Source organism: Sorangium sp. So ce363, assembly GCF_051520435.1.
Classification (GTDB): Bacteria; Myxococcota_A; Polyangia; order Polyangiales; family Polyangiaceae; genus Sorangium; species Sorangium cellulosum_B.
Genome location: NZ_CP150333.1, coordinates 7,950,352 through 7,972,635 on the forward strand (window position 1 = coordinate 7,950,352; position 22,284 = coordinate 7,972,635).

General features: G+C 72.0%; 17 protein-coding genes. 13 read left to right on the forward strand and 4 right to left on the reverse strand.

Annotation, left to right across the window (positions count from 1 at the left end):
- Nucleotides 1-59: 59 nt before the first annotated feature.
- The 5 genes from WMF12_RS29800 to WMF12_RS29820 all read left to right on the forward strand — a co-directional run bounded on the left by WMF12_RS29800 (nucleotide 60) and on the right by WMF12_RS29820 (nucleotide 7,383).
- Nucleotides 60-2,423 carry a hypothetical protein gene (locus WMF12_RS29800; RefSeq protein WP_437850836.1) on the forward strand — a complete coding sequence of 788 codons (2,364 nt, stop codon included), beginning with the start codon at nucleotides 60-62 and terminating at the stop codon, nucleotides 2,421-2,423.
- Nucleotides 2,424-2,600: 177 nt separating this feature from the next.
- Complete coding sequence (locus tag WMF12_RS29805; RefSeq protein WP_437850838.1) at nucleotides 2,601-4,667, forward strand: toxin-antitoxin system YwqK family antitoxin; 2,067 nt, start codon at nucleotides 2,601-2,603, stop codon at nucleotides 4,665-4,667.
- A gap of 246 nt (nucleotides 4,668-4,913) precedes the next feature.
- On the forward strand, nucleotides 4,914-6,323 hold the full coding sequence (locus tag WMF12_RS29810; protein WP_437850840.1) for an MBL fold metallo-hydrolase: 1,410 nt from the start codon (nucleotides 4,914-4,916) through the stop codon (nucleotides 6,321-6,323).
- A complete protein-coding gene (locus tag WMF12_RS29815; protein ID WP_437740070.1) occupies nucleotides 6,320-6,844 on the forward strand; it encodes a YeeE/YedE thiosulfate transporter family protein in 525 nt (174 codons plus the stop codon). The genes WMF12_RS29810 and WMF12_RS29815 overlap by 4 nt, the downstream gene beginning before the upstream one ends.
- Nucleotides 6,841-7,383 (forward strand): DUF6691 family protein, encoded by a 543-nt coding sequence (locus tag WMF12_RS29820; RefSeq protein ID WP_437850842.1) that lies wholly within the window; start codon nucleotides 6,841-6,843, stop codon nucleotides 7,381-7,383. Before WMF12_RS29815 ends, WMF12_RS29820 begins: the two co-directional genes overlap by 4 nt.
- A 22-nt stretch (nucleotides 7,384-7,405) precedes the next feature.
- On the opposite strand, the gene WMF12_RS29825 is transcribed toward WMF12_RS29820, so the two are convergent.
- Both WMF12_RS29825 and WMF12_RS29830 read right to left on the reverse strand, forming a co-directional pair.
- The gene (locus WMF12_RS29825) at nucleotides 7,406-8,350 is read right to left on the reverse strand and encodes a hypothetical protein (RefSeq protein WP_437850844.1); all 945 of its coding nucleotides are present in this window, start codon (nucleotides 8,348-8,350) and stop codon (nucleotides 7,406-7,408) included.
- A gap of 344 nt (nucleotides 8,351-8,694) precedes the next feature.
- The gene (locus tag WMF12_RS29830) at nucleotides 8,695-9,498 is read right to left on the reverse strand and encodes a class I SAM-dependent methyltransferase (RefSeq protein WP_437850846.1); all 804 of its coding nucleotides are present in this window, start codon (nucleotides 9,496-9,498) and stop codon (nucleotides 8,695-8,697) included.
- Between the two features lie 287 nt (nucleotides 9,499-9,785).
- On the opposite strand from WMF12_RS29830, the gene WMF12_RS29835 reads away from it, so the two are divergent.
- From WMF12_RS29835 to WMF12_RS29845, 3 genes are all read left to right on the forward strand, one after another.
- The gene (locus WMF12_RS29835; RefSeq protein WP_437740074.1) at nucleotides 9,786-10,316 is read left to right on the forward strand and encodes an Lrp/AsnC family transcriptional regulator; all 531 of its coding nucleotides are present in this window, start codon (nucleotides 9,786-9,788) and stop codon (nucleotides 10,314-10,316) included.
- Entirely contained in the window at nucleotides 10,313-11,314 is a 1,002-nt protein-coding gene (locus WMF12_RS29840; RefSeq protein WP_437850848.1) for an N-acetyltransferase family protein, read from the forward strand. The genes WMF12_RS29835 and WMF12_RS29840 overlap by 4 nt, the downstream gene beginning before the upstream one ends.
- A gap of 202 nt (nucleotides 11,315-11,516) precedes the next feature.
- Nucleotides 11,517-12,572, forward strand: a complete 1,056-nt coding sequence (locus WMF12_RS29845) for a lipase family protein (protein WP_437850850.1) — start codon at nucleotides 11,517-11,519, stop codon at nucleotides 12,570-12,572.
- A 102-nt stretch (nucleotides 12,573-12,674) separates the two neighbouring features.
- Here WMF12_RS29845 and WMF12_RS29850 read toward each other — a convergent pair whose 3' ends face one another.
- A complete protein-coding gene (locus WMF12_RS29850; protein ID WP_437740076.1) occupies nucleotides 12,675-14,294 on the reverse strand; it encodes an ABC-F family ATP-binding cassette domain-containing protein in 1,620 nt (539 codons plus the stop codon).
- An 81-nt stretch (nucleotides 14,295-14,375) separates the two neighbouring features.
- Nucleotides 14,376-14,957 carry an FmdE family protein gene (locus WMF12_RS29855; protein ID WP_437850852.1) on the reverse strand — a complete coding sequence of 194 codons (582 nt, stop codon included), beginning with the start codon at nucleotides 14,955-14,957 and terminating at the stop codon, nucleotides 14,376-14,378.
- A 288-nt stretch (nucleotides 14,958-15,245) separates the two neighbouring features.
- On the opposite strand from WMF12_RS29855, the gene WMF12_RS29860 reads away from it, so the two are divergent.
- The 5 genes from WMF12_RS29860 (at nucleotide 15,246) to WMF12_RS29880 (ending at nucleotide 22,284) form a co-directional block, all read left to right on the forward strand.
- On the forward strand, nucleotides 15,246-16,844 hold the full coding sequence (locus tag WMF12_RS29860; RefSeq protein WP_437850854.1) for a serine/threonine-protein kinase: 1,599 nt from the start codon (nucleotides 15,246-15,248) through the stop codon (nucleotides 16,842-16,844).
- Between the two features lie 70 nt (nucleotides 16,845-16,914).
- Complete coding sequence (locus tag WMF12_RS29865) at nucleotides 16,915-17,838, forward strand: tetratricopeptide repeat protein (RefSeq protein WP_437850856.1); 924 nt, start codon at nucleotides 16,915-16,917, stop codon at nucleotides 17,836-17,838.
- A gap of 71 nt (nucleotides 17,839-17,909) precedes the next feature.
- Complete coding sequence (locus tag WMF12_RS29870; RefSeq protein ID WP_437850857.1) at nucleotides 17,910-19,487, forward strand: hypothetical protein; 1,578 nt, start codon at nucleotides 17,910-17,912, stop codon at nucleotides 19,485-19,487.
- A gap of 248 nt (nucleotides 19,488-19,735) precedes the next feature.
- Nucleotides 19,736-21,370 carry a hypothetical protein gene (locus WMF12_RS29875; RefSeq protein ID WP_437850859.1) on the forward strand — a complete coding sequence of 545 codons (1,635 nt, stop codon included), beginning with the start codon at nucleotides 19,736-19,738 and terminating at the stop codon, nucleotides 21,368-21,370.
- Between the two features lie 140 nt (nucleotides 21,371-21,510).
- Nucleotides 21,511-22,284 (forward strand): hypothetical protein, encoded by a 774-nt coding sequence (locus WMF12_RS29880; protein ID WP_437850861.1) that lies wholly within the window; start codon nucleotides 21,511-21,513, stop codon nucleotides 22,282-22,284.

The following is a 22,284-nucleotide window of genomic DNA, read 5'->3' on the forward strand; positions in this document are numbered from 1 at the left end:
CGGCTCCGCGCGCATGGCGCGCGAAGGGCCCACTCCATCTCTCGCGCAAGGAAGGATCCATGCCCGCTCGTCCTCCGTCCCGCGCTGCCCGCGCGGCAGCATCGCTTTTGTGCTCCCTCGTCGTCGGCGGCACATCGCTCCTCCCGGGGTGCCTGAGCCGCCCGATAGCCCATCAGGACACGCGCACGACTGGCACCGTCGTCGAGCGGCTCCCGCGGCGCGTCGACAAGATCGATCTCCTCCTGACCATCGACAACTCGAAGTCGATGAAGGACAAGCAGGACATCCTCGCGCTCGCCGTGCCCGACCTCGTGAGGCGCCTGGTCGACCCCCGGTGCATCGATCCGCTGAACCCCCTGGATTCGTCCCCGCCGCGGGAGGACGGCAGCTGTCCGAGCGGCAAGGAGCGCGAGTTCGAGCCCGTCGTCGACATCCACATCGGCATCCTCAGCACGAGCCTCGGCGACCACGGCGCGGGCTCGTGCCCCGAGGGAGAACAGTTCTTCAACAACGACAAGGGGCACCTCATCGCCCGGAGCGACAGGGACGACCGCGACGACACAGACAACGACCCGCCGACCTACCAGAACAAAGGGTTCCTCGCCTGGGATCCGGAGCAGAAGCTCAGCCCCGCGGGCGAGGCGATCCTCGACAACAACGCGGGACAAGGCCTCGTGCCGACGCTGACGAACATGGTCAGAGGGGTGGCCGACAACGGCTGCGGCTACGAGTCGCAGCTGGAGAGCTGGTACCGGTTCCTCGTGGACCCCGCGCCCTACAAGACCCTCGAGGTGGTGGACGACAATGCGCAGCGGGTTGACGTGGACACGGATCTCCTGGCGCAACGCAAGGCGTTCCTGCGGCCTGACTCGCTCCTCGCGATCATCATGCTGTCGGACGAGAACGACTGTTCCATCAGGGAGGGCGGGACTGCCTTCTGGGTCGCGAAGCCGGAACCGTGGCGCATGTTTCGGCCGCGCAAGGAGTGCTCGGAGAAGGGCCTGGACGACCCGTGCTGCAAGTCGTGCGGCGCACCCAGGGGCGAGTGCCCGCTGGACGAGGAGACCTGCGGCCCGGATGGACGGCCCAATACGCTCCTCCCGATCGACGACCCGCCCAACCTGCGCTGCTTCGACCACAAGCGCCGGTTCGGGATCGACCTGCTCTACCCGATCGACCGCTACACGGACGCGCTCACGCAGGCGCGCATCCAGGATCACCAGGGGAATCTCGTCGACAACCCGATCTTCTCGGATCTCGACCCGGACGACGAGAACAGCACGGTCCGGCCACCGGAGCTCGTGTTCTTCGCGGGCCTCGTGGGCGTCCCGTGGCAGGACATCGCGCGCCAGGACGACGCGGGTCAGCCCAATCTCCGGGAAGGCAGGGACCAGGACGGCAACCGCGTCGGCGGCTTCAAGAGCGCCAAGGAGCTGAGCGCCCCGAACGCGGGCTTCGCGAGCACCTGGGACATCATCCTCGGAGATCCGAAGTCGCGCCGGAGCCCCGGCGATCCCCACATGATCGAGTCGCCGGTCCCCCGCGAGGGCGAGAACCCGATCACCGGGACGCGCATCGCCGGGCCGGGCTCGCCGGACAACATGAACGACATCAACGGCCACGAGTGGGAGCCCCGCCCGAACTTCGGCGACCTCCAGTACGCCTGCGTGTTCCCGTTGCCCGCGCCCGTGACGGGCGGGGACTGCGACAAGATGGAGGACCCTGCGGACCGGAACAGCCCCCTGTGCAGGGACAACCCCGACGGCACCGACAGCAACGTCCAGGTCAGCGCCAAGGCCTACCCGGGCCTGCGGCAGCTCGAGCTCATCCGAGACCTCGGGGAGCAGGGCATCGTCGGCTCCGTGTGCCCGGCGCAGCTCGAGTTCCCGGCAGAGGACCGGCTCGACTTCGGCTATCGGCCGGCGATCGGCGCGATCGTCGATCGCCTGAAGACGAAGCTCGGCGGGCAGTGCCTGCCCCGCGCGCTCCAGCCGAACGAGAGCGGACAGGTCAGCTGCCTCGTCCTCGAGGCGCGGAGCACAGCCGAGGGGAAGTGCGGCTGCGACGGGCTCACGGCGCGGCGGGAGGTGCTCCGCGAGAACCTCGCCGCGAAGCGGATGGTGCTCGAGGATCCGGTGGCGGCGGCGAACGGCTGGAACTGCGTCTGCGAGGTCGAGCAGCTGAAAACGCCGGACGAGCTCGCGGCGTGCCAGAACACGGTGCCTCCTGCGCCGGTCGAGGTCGGCGGCGAGAAGGTGCACGGGTGGTGTTATGTCGACCCGCGGCTCGGCTTCGGCCGAGACGAAGTCGTCGCCAAGTGCCCGTCCACAGAGCGCCGCCAGGTCCGGTTCACCGGCGACGGCGCAGCCCTGGACGGCGCGACGCAGTTCGTCATCTGCACCGGCGACACCGCCAACCAGTAGCGCGGCGCCAACAGCAGCGATCCGCTGCGCTGGCCGCGGTCGTCGAGAGGGTCGAGCTTCGGTGGTCCGGAGCGGCGCTCGGGCAGGCGCCGCTCGCCCCGAACCCGCGCTTCGTGGATCTTTGCAATCAGCGTGAAGGGCCGCCTTCTCGGCGCGAAAGCCGATAGACTGCGATGCGTGGACTCCACGGCACACCACGGCGCGGAGCGGCCTCCGTCGATTCCTCCTTCAGCCAGATACAACCCCGAGCACGGCACGTTCGAGCTCGTGGAGACCGACGCCGACGGCCGTCGCTCGGGCGAGTGCCACGTCTACCGCGCGAGCGACGGCTCGTTGCTCTCGCGGTGCTGCTACGCGGGCGGGGTGAAGGACGGGCCGTTCACCTTGTTCCACCCGAACGGTCAACCCGCGCAGCGCGGGCGCTACCGGGGCGGCGAGCTCGACGGCGAGGTGGTGGTGTACGGCAGCGACGCCCCGACGGAGCTCAGGCTACGACCGTGCTGTGTGCCGCCCGGCGCCTGGGAGCTGCGAACGCGCTATCGACAAGGGAGCATCCTGCGCCAGGTCTTTCACGACCGCGACGGGTACCCGATCTCCGCGGACGGCTCCCGCTGGCCCGACCGACCCGCCGGCGTCGCCGGAGAGGCCGACTACGACCACGGCTCGCAACGATGGCTGGTCCGCGAGGAGGACGAAGCCTCGGCCTCGCTCATCGACCGTTACTTCACGCGCGAGGGCAAGCCCTCTCAGGAGATCGAGATTCGCGCTGGCGCGCGTCATCGCGAGCTCCGGTACGACGCGCTGGGCCGCCCTTCCGAGGAGCGGCACCTCGATCCCCAGGGACGCTTCCACGGCCCGTCCGTCCGCTGGTTTCCCGATCCGGACACGAGCCCTTACCTCGACCGGCGCGTGCGCGAGGAGCGCGGACAGTACACGCACGGTCACCCGGTCGGAGCGTTCACGGGGCTCGACGCGGACGGGGCGCCGGTGGTTCGACGCGAGCTCGGCGCGGCCCTCGACGAGGCGAGCCTCGGCGCGTCGCCCGCGCTCGCCGAAGAGATCGCGGCGTGGGACGCCGAGCGCGTCTGGGCCCTCGCGCGAGAGCTCTTGCAGCAGGGCCGCGCGCGCGAGGCCTGCTGCGCCGCGGCCCGCGCGGCGGCCCGCGGGGGCGAGCGAGAGAGGCTCGCCGAGTTCCTGCGCGGCGCGACGCTGCAGCCGAAACCCGAGGTCGTGGAGCAACGCGGGCGAGCGCTGCTCGAGGCGTCCGACACGACCGCGCTCGGCGTCCTGGACGAGCTCTTGCTCGGCGCCGAACCGAGCGCAGCTTACCGCACGCTCGCCGCCGTCTTCCGGGGCTCGCGTCGCGTTGCGCTCTCGCTCGTCGAGGCGGCACTGCTGCTCGTGCCCGAGCGCCGCTCGACCTGCATCACGCGCGCGCTCCTGCGGCTGGAGCTCGGCGACACGCGCGGGGTGCTCGAGGACGCCGACCGCGTCGAGGCCGAGGCCCCCGCCGTGGCCGAGCACCTCAGGACCTTCGTGCGGCTGCTGTACCCGGAGTTTGCTTTCTGGCCGGCGCGCCAGGCCATCGATCCGGTGCCCGGCGACGCATCGGCCACGGTCGAGCTCGATCAGCCGATCGAGCAGGTTCGGCAGAAGATCCGGCTCTACGCCACCCGCTTGCTGCGCCTGCGCGAGGCCGTGCAGCGCGGCCTGCCGGGCACGGAGCCCTGTCCGTGGCTCCCGCCCGACCTGTCGCACCTCTTGCCGGACGGGCCGGTGGAGCTCGCGCGGACGGAGGCGACCTTGACCGAGGAGACCGAGAACGGCGTCGAGACCGTCGAGCTCACCGTGGACGAGGCGCTCGACCCAGGAGCCCTGCCGGTCTCTCTCCTGATGCGGAGGGCCCGAGCCGAGTGGGCCGCCCTCTGCTGGCTTTGCTGGTCGGCCGGCCTCGACCAGGTCGCGTTGCCGGAGCGCATCGCGCACCGGCCCGACTTCACGGCGGCGGTCAACATGTCGCTCACCCGCTGGTTCCGCGCGCGCGACCAGCTGCAGAGCGGCGGGCTCGTCAGCCGGGCGCGCGGCGTGCCGGGCTTCCTCTGGGAAGGGCACGACATCGGCGAGCTCGACCCCACGCTCGCGGGCATCGCGGCCGACGAGTACTTCGAGATGCGATGCCTCTTCGTCTGGCTCATGTTCCGGGAGAACGTCTCCCCGTTCCAGAGCGATATCCGCGCGGCGTGAGCGCCGCGTCAGGGCGGCTCTGGCTTCTTCCGGCGATGGGAAGCAGACGTCGCGGACGAGGCGGGCAGGACGCCGGCGCTGTCGCTCGCGCCTCGTGACGCACCATCTCGCCACAGCGGACAGGTCGAGGCGTGGCGGTCCTGCGCGCGACGGGTGATCCCTTGAGCTCGCGCGTCGCGCCGATCGCTCGCAGCGGTCGGTCTGGCGCCTCGCTTGCATCCACTCCCGTGCATGCATCTACACCGGATGAAGACTCCAGGTCTCGCTCACATCGCCTACCTGCTCGGCAACAAGGGCGAGGCGATCGTGGTGGACCCGCGGAGGGACATCGACGAGGTCCTCGCGGCGGCCCGAGAGTGGGACCTCGTGATCAAGTTCATCCTCGAGACGCACCGCCACGAGGACTTCGTCATCGGATCTGGCGCCCTCGCGAAGGCGACGGGCGCGAAGATCGTGAGCGGAGATCATCCGCTCTTCGGACAGAGCGACATCCGGATGCGGGATGGCGAGGAGCTCGATCTGATCGGGCTGCGCATCCGCGCGCTCCATACGCCGGGACACACGCCGGAGAGCACTTGCTATGCCGTGTTCCTCCCGGACGCGCCCGGGCGCGCCTTTGGCGTCTTCACCGGCGATACGCTGTTCATCGGGGAGACGGGCCGGACCGACCTGCCCGACCGCGAGAAGACCAGCGACAACGCGCGCCTCCTCTTCGCCTCGGTGCACGAGAAGCTCCTCCCGCTCGGGGATCAGGCGCTCGTCTGGCCCGCCCACGGCTCCGGCTCGGTCTGCGGGGGCAACATCGCGGAGCGGGATGATTCCACGCTCGGCCTCGAGCGCGCCTACAATCCCGTCTTCGTGAGGTCGGCCGACGACTTCGCCCGCGCCAAGGTCGCGGAGCGCATCCCGCGCCCACCCTATTTCAGCTTGATGGAGAGGCTGAACCTCGAAGGGGGCAAGCCGCTCGCCGCGAAGCCCGGCGAAGTACCCTCCCTGCCACCCCAAAAGTTCGCGTCGGAATCCAAGCAGGGGCTGGTGCTCGACGCGCGCGACCCCGAGGCGTTCGCGTCGGGCCACCTGCCCGGCTCGCTGAACCTCTGGTTCGCTGGGCTCCCGGTGTTCGGCGGGTGGGTCGCGGACGAGACGACCCGGGTGTACCTGGTCGTCTCGCGCGCCGCGGACGTGGAGGCGGCGGTCCTGCACCTCGCGCGCGTCGGCGTCGATCACGTGTCCGGCGTGCTCGCCGGAGGGTTCGACGCATGGCGGGACGCGGGCATGCCCATCGAGAAGACGGGCACGATGACCCCGCGCGAGCTCCACGACGCCGGCGACGCCGTCGCCGTGCTCGACGTCCGCGATGATCAGGAGTTCGAGGCGGAGGGGCACATCGAAGGCGCGCGGCACATGTACGTGGGATATCTCGACGAGCACTTCGAGAAGGTCCAGCCCGCGCTGCCGCGTCATGGCCGCATCGCGCTCGTCTGCAGCGTCGGGCATCGCGCTGGGCTCGCGACGAGCATCCTCCGTCGCCGCGGCTTCACCGAGGTCGCCAACATCCTCGGCGGGATGACGGCGTGGGAGAAGCTCGGTTTGCCGAAGAAGCAGGGCTCCGAGCGCACGATCACCACCATGGATATCGAAGGAGCGCGACGATGAGCTCGCCGGGAGGCACGCGCTGGGCGCCGGAGATCGCCGGGCTCGCGATCGGAGCGCTGGAGTCGTTCGCGATGGGGACCGCGAAGCGGCCTCTCGGCGTGACGTCCGCGTTCGAGACGGGGGCGAGCGCGCTGGCGCGCCGGCTCGCGCCGCAGGCCAGCCGGGTGAACGAGTTCGTGGCCAAGCGGGAGACGACGCCGAAGATCGACTGGGAGGTGCTGCTCGCCCCGGGCATCGTCCTTGGCGCGTTCCTGGCCTCGCGCGCCTCGGGTACGCGAGGATCCACGCTGCCGGACGCATGGCGGGCGCGGTTCGGGGAGAGCCGCGGAAAGCGCTACGCGGCCGCGTTTTGCGGGGGCGCCCTGATGATGTTCGGCGCGCGGCTCGGCAAAGGATGCACCAGCGGGCACGGCATCAGCGGCACGATGCAGCTCGCCGCGGCCAGCCTCGCGTTCGACGTCGCGATGAGCGTGAGCGCCGTCTTGGCGGCGAAGCTCCTGTTTCGAGGAGGCGCGCGATGAAGCGGGATCCGCTCGGACGACTTGTGCTCGGCCTCGCGACCGGGACCGCGTTCGGCGCCCTCCTCCAGCGAGGAGGGGCCTCGGATGCCGACCTCATCATCCAGCAGCTCCTGCTGCGCGACAGCAGCATTGCGCGGATCATGTCGACCGCGGCGGCCGCCGGCTCGATCGGGACGCACGGCCTGCGCGCGGCCGGCGCGACCGAGCTCGACGTGAAGCCGTTCCAGGTACGTTCGGTGATCCTGGGCGGTGTGGCCTTCGGCGCTGGTATGGCGATCCTCGGTTATTGCCCCGGCACGACCCTCGCCGCCGTCGGCGAAGGCCGGCGCGACGCGATGTTCGGGCTGCTCGGGATGGTCGCTGGAGCGCTCGCCTTCATCCGCGTGTACCCGCACATCAAGGAGGTGGTCGAAGAGACGGACCTCGGCAAGGTCACCGTCCCTTCGGCGACGAAGACGTCCCCTTGGCCCTGGGTGGCTGGCCTCGCCGGGCTCGCGGGCGCAGCGGCGCTCGTCAGCCGCGCGCGGGCGGCGCGGTGAATTTGAACGCAACGAGGACGCGTCAGTCGAGGCTCATCACCGCGGTCTCGCCCCCGATGTCCAGGCGCGAAAGAAAAGATTCCAAGGCCTCCATGGACAGGGGGAGCCCCCTCACCGCCAAGGCGGATTCACGAACGCTGGTGAGCGCTGGAAGCCAGTCGAAGCTCGTGAGCTCACCCGAGCTCTGGAGTCTGAGCTCACCCACCTCCGCGAGGGCGTCGAACCCGTCGAGGCCCGGGCCTTCCAGCAGATGCATCTGAAAATTCGCGCCGACGCGGCGCAGGTTGCGCAGCGCGGTGAAGTCGTCCGTGTGGTTGCGGAAGAGGGTCAGCGAGCCGTCGATGTGGACGAGGGAGGAGAGCGGCTCCAAGGCGCCCGGCGTCGTATCGCTCAGGTGGATCGAGCCCCGGAAGCGGGTGCATCCAGCCACGCTCGTGTAGGGCACGATCACCAGATCGTCTGGCTGGCCACACACGACCGCCTCGGCATCGGGGTCCGGCGGCTCCTTGGGAACGGCGTTCGTGAGGGACACCAGCGCGCCGCTGCGCACGTGCGACGTCGCGAAGGACTCCAATGCTTCAGCGGTCAGCTGCGCGTTGCGCCGAGCGATCATGGAGGCGCCGATCTCCGCGAGAGCAGGAAGCCACGAGAAGTCGGCAAAGCCGCTCTGGTAGAGCCACAGCCCGGAGACGTACTGGATCGACTCCAGGCCGCGCAAGGCCTCCGGCGCCGCCACGACCAGCAACCGACCTTCGATCCGCGTCAGGTTGGACAGGGGTCCGAGATCCTCAGGAGGCGAATAGAGCAGCAAGGACCCCGCTATTTCCCTGAGATCCGTGAGCGCGTCGATCGCCTCGGGCCCGTCCATGCTCAGCAAATGAAGCGTGCCGAGGAAGCGCGTACAGCCACGCAAGCGCTCCAGCTCGGGCGCGGGCCCGGTCGCCTCTTGAAGGACGTTCGCGCCCACCGCGATCACCTCCCCCGCCGTCCCGCAGTCACGCCCCTCGGGAGCTCCCGCTTGCCCGCCCCCGGATGGCTCGGCGGCCCCGGATCCGCCGCTGCCAGCTGTCGCGCCTCCTCCGCCGCCCGCGCCGGCGCTCGAAGCTCCCGTGGAAGCGCCGCCTGTCGCTCCGCTCGGGCGGTCGGGGGTGGTGCCACAGGCCGCAGCACCGAGGAGCAGCAATCCCGCCGTACCGCTCAGCCGGCGCCGCAGCATGTGCCTTTCCACCGCTTCCCCTCGCATGATCGCTCGATTCTAGCAGAGCTCTCACGCGCGAGGCACGCTGGACTGAAGCGGCGCCGGCGGGCGGGCTAGTTGCCTGCCGTGTGGGCGATCGCGAAGATGAGGTTGCGCTCGAGCCGGATGCCCTTCGGCGTGCGGAACGCCTCGATCTCCTTCGCGAGCCGCGCTCGCACCTCGCGCTTCTCCTCGGGGCTCAGGTGCGAGAGGTGGTTGCCGAACGAGCTCGACCCGCTGTGCCTCAAGATCTCGTCGACGTCGGCGGCGTGGTCGACGAAGGTGAGGATCTCCACCGTGTCGGCGATGAAGCCGGCGCGCTCGAGCAGCGCTCGAACCTCGTCGACCGTCAGCTTGTGCGGGCGATTGCCCTCCGCGTCTCTCCCGAGCTCGGCCAGCACCTTGCGCTGGATCGGCTCGAGTTGGTGCGGCTTCTCCCGCGATCCCGTGCTGAATCCGAGCTTGCCGCCGGGCTTCAACACGCGCGCCGCCTCGGCGATGGCGCGCTCCTTCTGGGCTTCGTTCAGCCAGTGAAGGACGCTGTTCAGGTACACGACGTCAAAGCTCTTCGAGGCGAAGGCGGAGAGGTCCTCGGCGCGGCCGACCGCGGTCGCGAGGTTCACGCGGGCCTTCTGCCGGGCGATGTCGACGCGGAGCGGCAGGGGGTCGATGGCCGTCACGCTGCCCTCGGGGCCGACGATCTCTGCCACGTGAGCGGCGAGCCGGCCGGTGCCCGCGCCGACGTCGAGCACACGCTGGCCGCGCCGCACGCCCAGCGTTTCGATGAGGAGCTTGCCGTGGTTGAACTGCCGGTCGCTGCCGTGCTCGTAGGCCTGGGCGAGCTCCGGGGTGTCGAGAGAAAGGCTGATGGTCGTCATGCAGGCCGCCCGAGCAGGGCCCGTGCCGGCGCCCGGCGCCGCGCTGGCAGGGCCCGCGCGCGGGAGCGCCGCGCCGCCGGCGAGGCCCGGGCGCGGCAGATCGCGCTCGCCGCTGCCCGCGGGCCAGCAGCGATGCTGCTCTGGTGCTGCGCCGCGAGCAGCGTGGCCGCGCGGCGAAAGGCGGCGGGCAGCGACCGCAGCGCACGACACGCCGGCGCATGGAGACCCACGACTTGAATTTCGAAACAATTTTATCAACAATTCATTCACTTCCAATGACAGCAACCATGGATGCCATCGATCTGAAAGCGATCCACCTCCTCGCCCGCGACGCCCGCCGGTCGTGGGCGGACCTCGGCGAGGCGGTCGGCCTCTCCGCGCCCGCCGTGGCCGAGCGGGTGCGGCGGCTCGAGGAGCGCGGCGTCATCACGGGGTGGGAGGCGCGTCTCGACGCCCGGGCCGTGGGCGCCGGGCTCACGGCCTTCATCTCGGTCTCGATCGCGAACCGGCGCGGTCGCGGCGAGTTCCTGCGCGCCGTCGAGCGCGCGGCCGAGATCCAGGAGTGCCACCACGTCGCCGGCGACGAGGACTACCTGCTCAAGGTGCGCTGCCGCGACACCGAGGCGCTCGAGCGCCTGCTCACGCAGGAGCTCAAGGCCCACGACGGCGTGGTGCGCACGCGCACGACGATCGTCCTGTCCACCGCCAAGGAGACCGCGCTCCCGCCCCTGCCGCTGCCGTCCGAAGAGGCGCGCGACGGCGAAGCGCGCCCCCGCAAGGCGCCCGGCCGCGGAGCCGCCCGGAAGGAGGCGCCGTGAGCGGCGCCGACGGACTGCCGCCTTTCGGCGATCGTGGCGAGCGCCGCGAGCGTCGCGAACGCCAGATCGACGAGCGCGACCTCGCGGCGCTCGCCGCCGCCATCGAGGACGCCGCGATCGCGCAGCGCGACTTCTCGCACGCGCGCCACCTGCTCCTCGCCCTGCACTACGTGCGCGCTCACGGGCCCGAGGGGGCGCTCGCGCGCATGCGCTCCGCCCTGCAGGCCTTCAACGCCCGGCACCCGCCGACCAACGGTTACCACGAGACGATCACGGTCGCCTGGCTCACGCTCGTCGCCCGCCACGCCGCCGAGCACGGAGGCGCCGCCGTCCACGACCTCGCGGAGGGCCTCCTCGACCGCCACCGCAGCAGCAAGGCGCTCTTCGCCCATTACTCTCGCGCGCGGCTGCTCTCGGACGACGCCCGCGCCGCGTTCGTCGCGCCCGACCTCGCGCCGCTCCCGGCGCCAGGCGACGGCGTGCGCATCCGCCTGGCGACCGAGGCCGATCTCGCGGCGATCGAGGACATCTATGCGTTCTACGTGGAGCGCTCGACCTGCACCTTCGCCACCACCGTCCCGACCCCGGCGGAGCGCCGCGCCTGGCTCGCGGCGCACGGCCCTTTGCACCCCGCCATCGTGGCCGTCGAGGGCGATGGGACCGTGGTCGGCTGGGGCTCGCTCTCCCTGTGGAACCCGCGCGAGGCCTACGCCCGCTCCGTCGAGAACTCGGTCTACGTGCGCGACGGCCTCCACCGGCGGGGGCTCGGGCGCCGCATCCTCGCCGATCTCGTGAGCCGCGCGATCTCGCTCGGCCACCGCACGATCATCGCGCAGATCGCCGGAGACCAGGCGGCGAGCGTCGCGCTGCACCGCGCGCTCGGGTTCGAGGACGCCGGGCTGCTACGCGACGTCGGGCACAAGTTCGACCGCTGGCTCGACGTGATCCTGATGCAGCGTGCGATTCCTTACCCTGCAAGCGACAGCCAGCAGCCGTGATGTAGCTCACGCGCCCGCGTTCACCATCAACGACCCCGAATTGCGTCGGCTGAACGCGCACAGAAACGCATCCTCCGTCATCGAAAGGATCGCCTCGGGATTCAACACATCGCGGGCTCGCGCGGCGAGGCCGGCTCGGGTCGTCCGGAGCCAATGGCAGCGTGGCGCCGCACCCACCGAGCGCAGAAAGCGGCAGCACAGCATGTTCGTCACCAACGTTGAGCGCCAAGAGGAGCGCAAAGGGACCCCTGCCAACGGGAGCGCCCTCGACCTGCTGGGCAAGATGGAGCGGAACCAGCGAGAGTACGACGAGACGATCGCCTATGCCCTCTCGCTCGCGTCGGCGTGGTCCTACGCGGACCCGCAAACGCTCCACGACGTCATGAACAGCCTCGGGTTCGAGAACCGGTGCTACGCCGTCACGCTGAGCAACGATTCCGTCTCGGTGCGCACGAGCGCATCGCTCCTCCAGCACGTCGATGGCTCGGCGGCGATCCTGTGTTTCCGCGGAACGGAGCGCGCGACCCCCATCAACCGGCTGACCGACGCCAGCGTCGAGCCGGATCGCTTCCACGCGTGGGAGGCCGTGCAGGGCGGCCTCTACCGCAGCCGCATGCCGATGACGCGCTACATCGCGTGCCGTCTGAAGAGGGCCATGAAGGGGCAATCGGTCGTCGACCAGAAGAGCGAGCTCGTATCGGTGGACGCCCCCGCATGCTCCGACGCGACCGGCGAGCCCCTCAAGCACCGCCTGAAGGCGCTCTACATCACAGGACACGGCCTGGGTGGCGCGCTGGCGGCCCTCGCCGCGGCCATGATCTTCCAGGACAAGGAGCACGAGGGCATCAGGGACGTGGTGCGCGGCGTCTACACGTACGGGCAGCCGCGCATCGGAAACGAGATCTTCGCCCGGAGATGTCAGGACGCTTACGGACGCCTGCTCTTCCGCCATATCCATGCCAACGACGTCGTGCCGATGTTCCCTCCGCCGTCGATCGGGAGGTTCGAGCAGTTCGGTCACGAGCTCCGATCGAGCGCGGCGGGCTGGGTGTTCTCGGAGCAGCCCGCGCGGCGTGCCGACGCGGCGCCCTTCGGCTCCACGGTGGACGTCCTGGCCTGGATCAAGCAGCGGCTCCCCCTGGTCCGCCGACTGCATCTGCCGTTCTCGTCGGACGACCACGCCCCGCACTGGTACGTGAGCGTCTCCCAGCGATCGTTGCGTCTGCGCCGGTCGGAGCTCGTTCTGGAGAGAGGTTGAGAGGGAGGTCGAGCCACGGTGATAGCCACCGTGGCCGTGCCTCGAGCGGACGAACGGATCCGCGTGCGCCCCGGAGCGCGCCCCAGGGCTCCGGCGGGCGCGCTACGAGGCCCTGGCGTTCTTCAGCGCGTCCGGGTTCCCCGGCCCCTCGAGGTACTCGTCGTACGTGCCGTTGAAGACGCGCGGATCCTTCGACGACAGATCGAGCACGCGGGTGCCGAGCTTGCCCACGAAGTGCCGGTCGTGGCTCGTCACGACGACCGTCCCCTTGTACTCGACGAGCGCCTGGAGGAGCGCGTCGATGCTCTCGACGTCGAGGTGGTTCGTCGGCTCGTCGAGCACGACGATGTTGTTCTTCACCAGGATGAGCTTCGCGAGGAACAGGCGCGCCGCCTCGCCGCCGGAGAGGTTCTCCGTCTTCTTGAGCCCGGCCTCGCCGCTGAAGAGCAGCTTCCCGAGCACCGAGCGCACGTGCTCCTTCGGGGCGGACGGGTCGAAGCGGTACAGCCAGTCGTAGGCCGTGAACCCCGCCTCGATCGCCTCGTGGTGATCCTGCGCGAAGTAGCCGACGTTCGTGTCGTGGCCCCACGTGACGGCCCCGGCGTCGGGCGTGTACTCGCCGACGAGGAGCTTGAGCAGCGTCGACTTGCCGATGCCGCTCGGCCCGATGACCGCGAGCTTGTCGCCGCGGTTCAGGTTGAAATCGAGCTTCTGGATCACGCGCCGATCGCCGAAGCTCTTGGAGAGGCCCTCGACGCGCAGCACGTCGCGGCCAGAGGGCTTCTCGATCTCGAACTTGATGTACGGGCGCACGACGCTCGAGCGCCGCACCTGGATGCCCGCCTCGAGCTTCTCGATCTCCTTCACGCGCGACTGCGCCTGGCTCGACCGGCTCGCGCTCGCGCCGAAGCGGGCCACGAAGTCCTTGAGCTCGGCGATCTTCTTCTTCTTCTGCGCGGCGTCGGCCTCCGACTGGCGCTTGCCGGTCGTCTTCTGCTCGATGAAGTCGTCGTAGTCGCCCGTGTAGAGCGTGACCGTCTGGTAGTCGACGTCGGCGACGTGCGTCGCGATCGCGTTCATGAAGTGCCGGTCGTGGCTGACGACGAGGAGCGTGCCGCGGAAGGTGTCGGTCAGGTACGACTCGAGCCAGCGGATCGAGTCGAGGTCGAGGTGGTTCGTCGGCTCGTCGAGGAGCAGGACGTCCGCGCCCCCGAAGAGCGTCTGGGCGATGAGGACGCGGAGTTTGTACCCGCCCGCGAGCGTGCTCACCGTGCTCGTGTGCCGGGCGGTCGCGATCCCGAGCCCCTCGAGGATCTCGGCGGCGCGCGACTCGGCGGTGTAGCCGTCCTCCTCGCCGATCGTCCCCTCGAGCTCGGCCAGCCGCATGCCGACCTCATCGGTCATCTCGACCTCGTACAGCCGATCGCGCTCCTGCATCGCGTCCCAGAGCGCCCGGTTCCCCATCAGGACCGTGTCGACGATCCTGCAGGACTCGTAGGCGAAATGGTCCTGCTTGAGCACCCCGACGCGGAGCTGCCTCGGGATCTCGACCGAGCCCTGATCCGACTCCTCCTCGCCGGAGATGACCTTGAGGAGCGTCGATTTCCCCGCTCCGTTCGCGCCGACGAGCACGTAGCGCTTGCCGGGGTCGAAGCGCATCGTGACGTTCTCGAAGAGAATTTTGGGACCGTACCGCTTGGTGAGCTTTTCGAGCGTGATCATCTCAGCGGCGCCGGGAGTAGCACGTGTGCGCCTGCGGTTCCGGTGAATTCCGGAGGCAGCGCGCCCCCCGGGGCAGGCGCGTCACCTCGGCGCGCCGGGCGGCGGGCTGGCGACGCGCGCCGGCGCTTCCTCGAACACCTCGGCGTCTGGCAAGGAGAGGACCTCCCTGCCGGCCGATTCCAGCTTCTCTCTCGGCACGTCGCGGAAGCGCGCGCGGAAGGCCGCAGACGGGCGGAGGGTCACGGCCTGCCCGGTCGACCTGCGCCTGTACGTGGTCTCCACGCCGTCCTCGCTCGCCTCGATCAGGCTGAGATTCAGCTTCCCGAGGCTGGCCCCCGTCGCCGCGGCGGCGCCGTCGGCGATGCAGGAGAACTGCACGTTCCGCGGGCTGTGGTGGATCACCTCGAGGTCGAAGCTCCTCGCGGGCAGCCCGAGCCTCGCGAGCGCAAAGCGCCCCATGCGGTAGCCGGCGACGGCCCACGGCCCCGCCCCGCCGTGGATCGCGGCGACGGCGCGGAGCTCGTCGTCCGGGGCCTCCGCGGCCGGCCGGCCGGCGGGCTCCTGCGCAGGGCCCTCAGGGGGATGGGCGCCCGCGCCGCCGCACCGGATCGAGGAAATGGCGGCGAGGAGGATCAACGCCGCTTGGCTCATCGTCTTGCGCATGCTCGCTCGATCCCCCGTGAGGGCGGCGAAGTGTCCCCGTTCGCGCGCGACGTCAAGGGCGTCGGGCCCCGCGCCGCTGCCCGCGACGCCCGGGATCCGCGCGATCCGGCGAGCGCGCAGGCGTACCCTGGACGGTTTCACGCACCGCGGCGTCAGACCGGGGTAACATGCGCCCGTCATGCCTCGCGCGCCCGCCAGCCGTCCCCGTCGCTCCAGCCGCGCCGGCCTCGCTGGCCTCGCCGGCGACGCGACGACCCACGTGGCCCGCGCCGGGGGTGATGCTCGCCGATGACCCGCGTCCACCCTGAAGGCTTCCGGCCCGAAGCGCTCGTAGGCCAGGTCCTGCGCGGCAAGTGGCGGCTGGAGCGCCTGCTGGGCTTCGGCGGGATGGCCATGGTCTACGCCGCCACGCACCGCAACGGGATGCGCGGCGCGGTGAAGATCCTCCGCCGCGAGCTGTCCGAGGACGAGGAGGCGCGCTCGCGCTTCCTGCGCGAGGGCTACGTCGCCAACCGCGTCGAGCACCCGGGCATCGTCCGGGTGCTCGACGACGACGTCACCGACGACGGCTCCGTGTTCCTGGTGATGGAGCTGCTCGAGGGCGAGACCGTCGAGGCGCGCCGCGCGCGCGAGCCGGGCGGCGTGCTCGGCGTGAACGAGGTGCTCGGCATCGCCGACGACCTGCTCGACGTGCTCGCCGTCGCGCACGAGCGCGGGATCGTGCACCGCGACCTCAAGCCGGACAACCTGTTCCTCACGCGCCACGGGCAGCTGAAGGTGCTCGACTTCGGCATCGCGCGGCTGCGCGAGCTCTCCTCCCCGGCGAACGCCTCCACGCGCGCCGGCACCCTGATGGGGACGCCGCAGTTCATGCCGCCGGAGCAGGCGCGGGGGCAGTGGGACAGGGTCGACCCGCGCAGTGATCTGTGGGCCGTCGGGAGCACGATGTACCAGCTCCTCTCGGGGCGGTACGTGCACGAGGCCGAGACGCTCCCGCTGCTGCTCCTCGCGGCGATGACGCAGCCGGCGCCGCCCGTGGGCAGCGTCCTGCCGGCCCTGCCCCCGCCGATCGCCGGCGTGATGGACGTGGCGCTCGCGTTCGACCCCGACCGCCGCTGGCCGAACGCCCGCGCGATGCAGCGCGCGCTCCACCAGGCGCGGGGCGGCGCGGCGCTCGAGCTGGCCCCGGGCGCGCCCCCGGATCCCGGGCGCGCGCCGCTGCACTCGGAGCACGGGCGCGGGCTCCTGCACTCGGATCCAGGGCGCCCGTCGGCGCAGGCGCGAGGTCCCGGGAGCGGGCCGCGCGGCACGGAGTTCGCCGCGGCGGGCACGGCCAGCGGCGTCGCGGCCGGCGGCGGCGCGGCCAGCACCGGCACGGTCTCGCCGGTCGTGGAGCGCTCGGCCAGCGCGGAGCGCTCCGCGCCGCGCGCGGCGGCCACGGGCGCGCTCCTCGCCGGCGCCGGCGTGCTGGCCGTGGGTGTCCTGGTCGCGCTCGTGTGGTGGCAGCGCGCGGGCGAAAGGGGCGCGGAGGATCCATCGCACGGCTCCACGGTGGAGGCCGAGCCGCACCCCACCGCGGGCGCCGGGGCGACGACGGCGCCGCCCGACAGCGCAGGCTCGCCCGGGGCCGGCGTGCAGCCGGCGCCGTCCGGCGATGCGGTCCCCGCGATCGCGCCGTCCGCGCCCGCGACCACGCCGGCGCCCGAGGCCACGCCCGCGACGGCCGCAAGCGCGTCCGCCGCGCCGGCGAGCGCGAGCGCGGCCGCGCCGAGGCCCGCCGCCGGGGGCAGGGCGCGATCCCCCGCGACCGCGACGAAGGCGCCCGCCGCCACGACGCCGGCCCCCGCGCCGACGCCGGCGGAGGACCCGTACAACCGGAGACGTTGAGGCCGCACGGATGCGTAGATCGAGCTCGCGTAGACGATTCCCGGCGGAGGTGCTCGCCCTGGGAGGAGCCGTGCTCCTCGCCTGCTCCGACGCCTCCGCGCAGGGGCGCGATCCTGCGGCCGCGGAGGCGCTGTTCGACGCTGGCAGGGCGGCGCTGCAGGCGAAGGACTACGACGCCGCGTGCCCGAAATTCCGGGAGAGCTACGAGCTCGATCCGGCGCCCGGGGCGCTGCTCAACCTCGGCGACTGCGAGGAGAAGCGCGGCAGGGTCGCGACCGCGTGGTCGATCTTCCGGCAGCTCGCGCGCGATCTGCCCGCGAACGACGACCGCCGCCCCATCGCCCAGTCGCGCGCGGCGGCGCTCGAGGCCCGCGTGCCGAGGCTCACGATCCGGCTCGCGCCGGGGGCGCCCGCGGACACGGCGGTGCAGCGCGCGGGGGTCCCGGTCGGCGCGGGCTCGCTGGGCTCGTCGTTGCCGGTGGACCCGGGCGAGGTCCAGGTGACGGCGGCGGCGCCGGGCCGGAAGCAGAAGATCTTCACGGTGCAGCTCGCGGAGGGCGCGCAGGTCGAGCTGGTCGTGGCGCCGGAGGAGGCCGCGGCCGCCGCGGGCGCGGGGCCTGCGCTCCCCCCGAAGACCGCCCCGCAGGAGGCGGGGGGCTCGCCCCGGCGGACGGCCGGCTGGATCAGCGCCGGCGTCGGCGCGGTCGGGATCGGCGTCGGCGCCGTGTTCGGCGCGCGCGCGATCGGGAAGAAGGGCGACGCCGAGGCGTACTGCGACGAGGACAACGTCTGCCTGGATCAGGGGATCAAGCTGCAAAAGCAGGGCGTGACCGCGGGGACGATCTCGACGGTCGCGTTCCTCGTCGGGGCGGCGGCGCTGGGCACGGGCGCGGTGCTCGTCTTCACGGCGCCCTCCTCGGGGCAAGGGTCGCCGGCGCCCCGGGCCACCATCGGCGTGGTGCCGGGAGGCGCCGTGGCGACTATCGTCTTTTGACGGGAGCTGCGCGGCGTCGCCGCGAGGGAGGGGCCCTGGTGGTGAAGCGCGATCAGAGGAGCATCCGAGCCGTGGTCTCCGCCGTCCTGCTCGTCGCCGCGGGCGTGGGAGGCTGCAACGCGCTCATCGGCCTCGAGGTCGGCCAGCTGGACGCATCGACGGGCGGCGCGGGCACGGGCACGGGCGGAGGGGCCGAGGGCGGCGGTGGCAGCGGCGGCGCCGGCACGGGCGGCAGTGGCGGCGGCGGCGGCGCTGGCGCGGGCGGCGGCGGCGGCGGCGGCGGCGGCGGCGAGGCGCCGTTCTGCGGCGAGGATCGCAAGGACGCCATCCGCGGGCCGCAGGCACGCTGGGGCACGACCATCGGGCTCGACGTCACCGACGTCGCGGCGCACGGCGACGGGGTGACGGCCATCGTCAACGAGAAGGGCACGATCTCCGTCGCGCGGTGGGCGCGCGGCGGCACCCGCGATGCCGGGTATGGGCTGACGGCGACCGATCTGCTGGAAGGCGACATCAAGGCCACGCACCTCTCCATCGGCCAGGGGCTCGCCTATGTGGCCGGGTGGTCGGACAGCGGCCCCCAGCTGCCCAGCGCGTCCACCACCGGGTGCGTCATCAGCGAGCTCGCGCGCTCTCACCCGAGCTTCCTCGCTGCGCTCGACGAGAAGGGCCAGTGCCGGTGGGCGTGGTCGCCGGACGGCGGCGCCACCTCCACCCCGCTCGGCCTCGCGGCGGCGCCCGGCGCCGTGGTGATCGCCGCCTCGGTGAAGGGGCCGAGCGTGAACGACGGCACGTGCACCCTCGCCATGGGCGGCGCGGAGACGTCCGTGGGCCTGGCCGCGCTCGATCCGGCGGCAGGCGGTTGCCTGTGGGGGATGCCCATCGGCCCGTCGCCGGCCGTGACCGTCGGAGAGCTCCTCGTCGACGAGGCGCGCGGCGAGGTGCTGGCGGTCGGCCGCTACGAGGGCGAGGAGGGCTACGTCGTCGGGGGAGCGCTGCTCCCTCCCTCGCAGGATCGCGATGTGTTCGTGGCGCGCTTCGCGCTGACCGAGGGGTCGCTCAAGGGCATCGACGCGTTCCCCCTCCCCGGGCGTCAGGAGGTGGACCAGCGCGGGGCCGCGCTGCTCCCGGACGGCGACGTCGTGATCGTCGGCTCCTATGCCGGCTCGCTCGATTTCGGCGAGGGCTGCCCGCCGGCGCCCGAAGAGGACGCGCCGGACATGGAGAACTTCTTCGTCATGCGCGTCTCCGGCCCGTCCGTGGTCTGGGGCCGCGGGTTCGGCGACGCGGGGCACCGGCAGTGGGTCACCAGCGTGGCGGCGGCGCCCGATGGACTGATCTACGTGACGGGGAACTACCAGGGCGAGATCGACCTCGGGAACGGCGGGAAGCTCGTCGCTCCCGCGACGGACGCCGATCCGATGGTCGGGTTTCTGATCGTGCTCGACGCCCGCGGCAACGTCGTCTCCGCCTCCGAGCTGAAGGGGACGGGCGACGCTTACGTGTGGGCCGCCGCGCCCGGCCCGGCGCCTGGCGACGCCCTCTATCTCGGCGGGGAGCTGGGCAGCACCCTCGATATCGGGCGCGACCCGCCGCTCACCGACGCGATGGGGCACGGCTTCGTCGCCGAGCTCCCGGGCGTGCGGTGATCCCCGCTGTCCGGCGCGCCGGGCCGTGAGCGCTCGACGCCCCGCCCCCCGCATCGGCCTCTGCGACCGGATCGCCGCGGCCCGCGCTCGGGCCGACGGCGGACGGCGGAGAGCGCGCCTTTCGGTGAGGGGCGCGCCGGAACCCTCTCGACTCCTGGAGCGACGCTCGCCATGAAGTCGATGGTGGCGAGCGAGGCGAGAGCTCTCGCTGGCGGCCGCGGCGGCACCGCGCCACCAGGAGACGGGAGATGAAGCGCGATCTCAGGAGCACTCGACCCATGTTCTGCGCCGGGCTGCTCATCACCGCGGCCGCGGGGGGCTGCAACGCGCTCATCGGGCTCGAGGTCGGCGAGCTCGACTCCTCGGCGGGCGGCGCGGGCGCCACCGCTTCGAGCGTGTCGGCCGGCGGCGCAGGAGGCGAAGGCGGTCGCGGCGAGGGCGGCACTGGCGAGGGCGGTCGCGGCGAGGGCGGCGCCGGCGAGGGCGGCACCGGCGGCGGGAACGAGGCGCTCTGCAGCTACGCCCGCGAGGGAGCCGTCCGGACACCGTCGGGAGAGTGGGGCGCGCTGTCCGGCCTGGCGGTCGTCGGCCTCGCGGCGCGAGACGGCGAGGTGACGGCCCTGGTCAAGGAGAGCCGGGTGCTCGCCAGCGAGCCCACCAAGACCAGGACGGGGTTCTCGGTCGCGAGGTGGAGCGCGTCCGGGGTCCGCGAGAGCGCGTACGGGATGACGACCGGCGACATGCTCGCCAGCGTCTCGGCCGAGCACCTGGCCGTCGCCTCGGACCTCGCTTATGTGGCCGGCTGGTCGGAAGCTCCCCTCACCTTGCTCGCGTCGGGCGGCAGGTGCACGGCCAGCGCGAGCGCGGACACCGGTCGCAAGCCGAGCTTCCTGCTGGCGCTCGACGAGCTGGGCAAGTGCAGGTGGGCCTGGAGCGTGGACGCCGAGGTCAACGCCTACCCGCTCGGGCTCGCGGCGACGGCCGACCGGGTCGCCTTCGCCGTCTCACGCTCCGGGGCGACGAGCGCGAAGACCGACGAGTGCGTCCTCGGGGCCGCCGATCAGCGCGGGGTCACGGATCTCGTGACCTTCAACGCAGGCGGCAAGTGCCGGTGGAGCCGCGCGCTCGGATCCTCCGCGGCCGTGCACGTCGCGGAGGTCGTCGCCGCGCCGGAGACCGGCGAGGTGCTCGTCGTGGGCGACTACGACGCGCCGGATGAGCCCATCGACATCCAGGGAAGAAAGCTCCCCCGCGCGCCGGATCGCGACCTGTTCGTGGCGCGCTTCCGGCTCGATGACGGCGCCCTGACGGGCCTCATCCCGCTCACCGCCGCTGGGAGCCAGGCGGCGGCGCGGCACGGGTCCGCGCTGCTCCCGGACGGCGACATCGTGGTCGCCGGGACCTACACCGGGCCGTCCTTCAGCTTCGAGGACGACTGTCCGCTCCTGCCTCCCACAGGAGACACGGAGAACTCGTTCGTCGCGCGCGTCTCGAAGGAGGGAGTGGTCTGGAGCCGCGGGTTCGGCGACGAGAAGCGAGATCAGATGGTCGTCAGTCTGGCGGTGGACGGAGCAGGCGCGATCTACATGGCCGGGACGCTCGAGGGCGAGATCGCCCTGGGGAACGGCGAGAGCCTCACGGCCGGGACGGACGAATTGCAGAGCTTTCTGATCGTGCTCAATCCCAGCGGCAACGTCCTCTCGGCGACCGCGTTCGCGGGCACAGGCACCGTGGGCGTGTGGGCGGTCGCGCCGGGCGCGACGATCGGCGATCCCTTCACCATCGGCGGTGAGCTGACGGAGACGTTCTCTCTCGTCCCCAGCGACCATTCCAGCGCTGCGCCGGGCGAAGGGTTCATCGCCCGGGTGAAGGGGTTGCCGTGAGCGCCACGCGCGGACGTCAGCGCACCACGCGAGCAGTCCATGACATTTCCGCACGACGACACGGAGCCTGCGACCGGACCGCAGCGGTGCGCATTCCAGCCCGGGTTGACGAAGCGGGGACTGGCAGCTTCCATGAGAGGATGCGCTCGCTTCACCGCCTCTTCTGTTTCTGCCTGGCCCTCCCTGCCGGACTCAGCTGTGGATTCCCCGACGCCACCTTCACGGAACGCTCCAGCACGAGCGCGGGCGGCGCGAGCGGCGCGACGGACGCGGCGAGCTCCGCCGTCGCGTCCTCGGGCGCGGCGGGCCCCGGCGGCGGCGCGGAGGCCTCCAGCGCCGGCGGGAACGGCGACGGCCCGACGGGCTCCGGCGGCGGTGCACCGGGCGCCGGCGGCGGCTCCGCGGGCTCCGGCGGCGGCTCGGCGACCTCCAGCGCGAGCGCCGGCCCGGCGACCTCCGGCTCCGGCGGCGGCTCGGCGACCTCCAGCGCGAGCGCCAGCTCGGCGACCTCCGGCTCCGGCGGCGGCGCGGCGACCTCCAGCGCGAGCGCCAGCTCGGCGACCTCCGGCTCCGGCGGCGGCGCCGTCGATTGCGATGCCGACGGCGACCACTATCGATCGACCGCGTGCGAGGGTGGCGATGATTGCAACGACAACAACGCCCTGGTCCACCCCGACCAGCCCAGCACCTTCTATGACACCCCGATCCCTACGGGAGGCGGCTTTGATTACGACTGCAGCGGCGAGGAGGAGAAGGAGTTCCGCGCGGTCAGCTGCAGCGGCCTCGCTTGCACCGCGGCGAGCAACGTGTTTCTGACGGACCCCCGGTGCGGGCGCAAGGGCCCGTTCGGCTCCTGCAGCCTGCTCTGCATGTCCACCTACATCTATGAGGAGTACGCCAGGGCATGCCACTGA

Bases quoted from the DNA above. Each gene is read 5' to 3' on its own strand.
- WMF12_RS29860 (WP_437850854.1), top strand. From the start codon at position 15,246: ATGACCCGCGTCCACCCTGAAGGCTTCCGGCCCGAAGCGCTCGTAGGC.
- WMF12_RS29815 (WP_437740070.1), top strand. From the start codon at position 6,320: ATGAGCTCGCCGGGAGGCACGCGCTGGGCGCCGGAGATCGCCGGGCTC.
- WMF12_RS29875 (WP_437850859.1), top strand. From the start codon at position 19,736: ATGAAGCGCGATCTCAGGAGCACTCGACCCATGTTCTGCGCCGGGCTG.
- WMF12_RS29835 (WP_437740074.1), top strand. From the start codon at position 9,786: ATGGATGCCATCGATCTGAAAGCGATCCACCTCCTCGCCCGCGACGCC.
- WMF12_RS29830 (WP_437850846.1), bottom strand. From the start codon at position 9,498: ATGACGACCATCAGCCTTTCTCTCGACACCCCGGAGCTCGCCCAGGCC.
- WMF12_RS29855 (WP_437850852.1), bottom strand. From the start codon at position 14,957: ATGCGCAAGACGATGAGCCAAGCGGCGTTGATCCTCCTCGCCGCCATT.
- WMF12_RS29845 (WP_437850850.1), top strand. From the start codon at position 11,517: ATGTTCGTCACCAACGTTGAGCGCCAAGAGGAGCGCAAAGGGACCCCT.
- WMF12_RS29880 (WP_437850861.1), top strand. From the start codon at position 21,511: ATGCGCTCGCTTCACCGCCTCTTCTGTTTCTGCCTGGCCCTCCCTGCC.
- WMF12_RS29800 (WP_437850836.1), top strand. From the start codon at position 60: ATGCCCGCTCGTCCTCCGTCCCGCGCTGCCCGCGCGGCAGCATCGCTT.
- WMF12_RS29820 (WP_437850842.1), top strand. From the start codon at position 6,841: ATGAAGCGGGATCCGCTCGGACGACTTGTGCTCGGCCTCGCGACCGGG.
- WMF12_RS29810 (WP_437850840.1), top strand. From the start codon at position 4,914: ATGAAGACTCCAGGTCTCGCTCACATCGCCTACCTGCTCGGCAACAAG.
- WMF12_RS29850 (WP_437740076.1), bottom strand. From the start codon at position 14,294: ATGATCACGCTCGAAAAGCTCACCAAGCGGTACGGTCCCAAAATTCTC.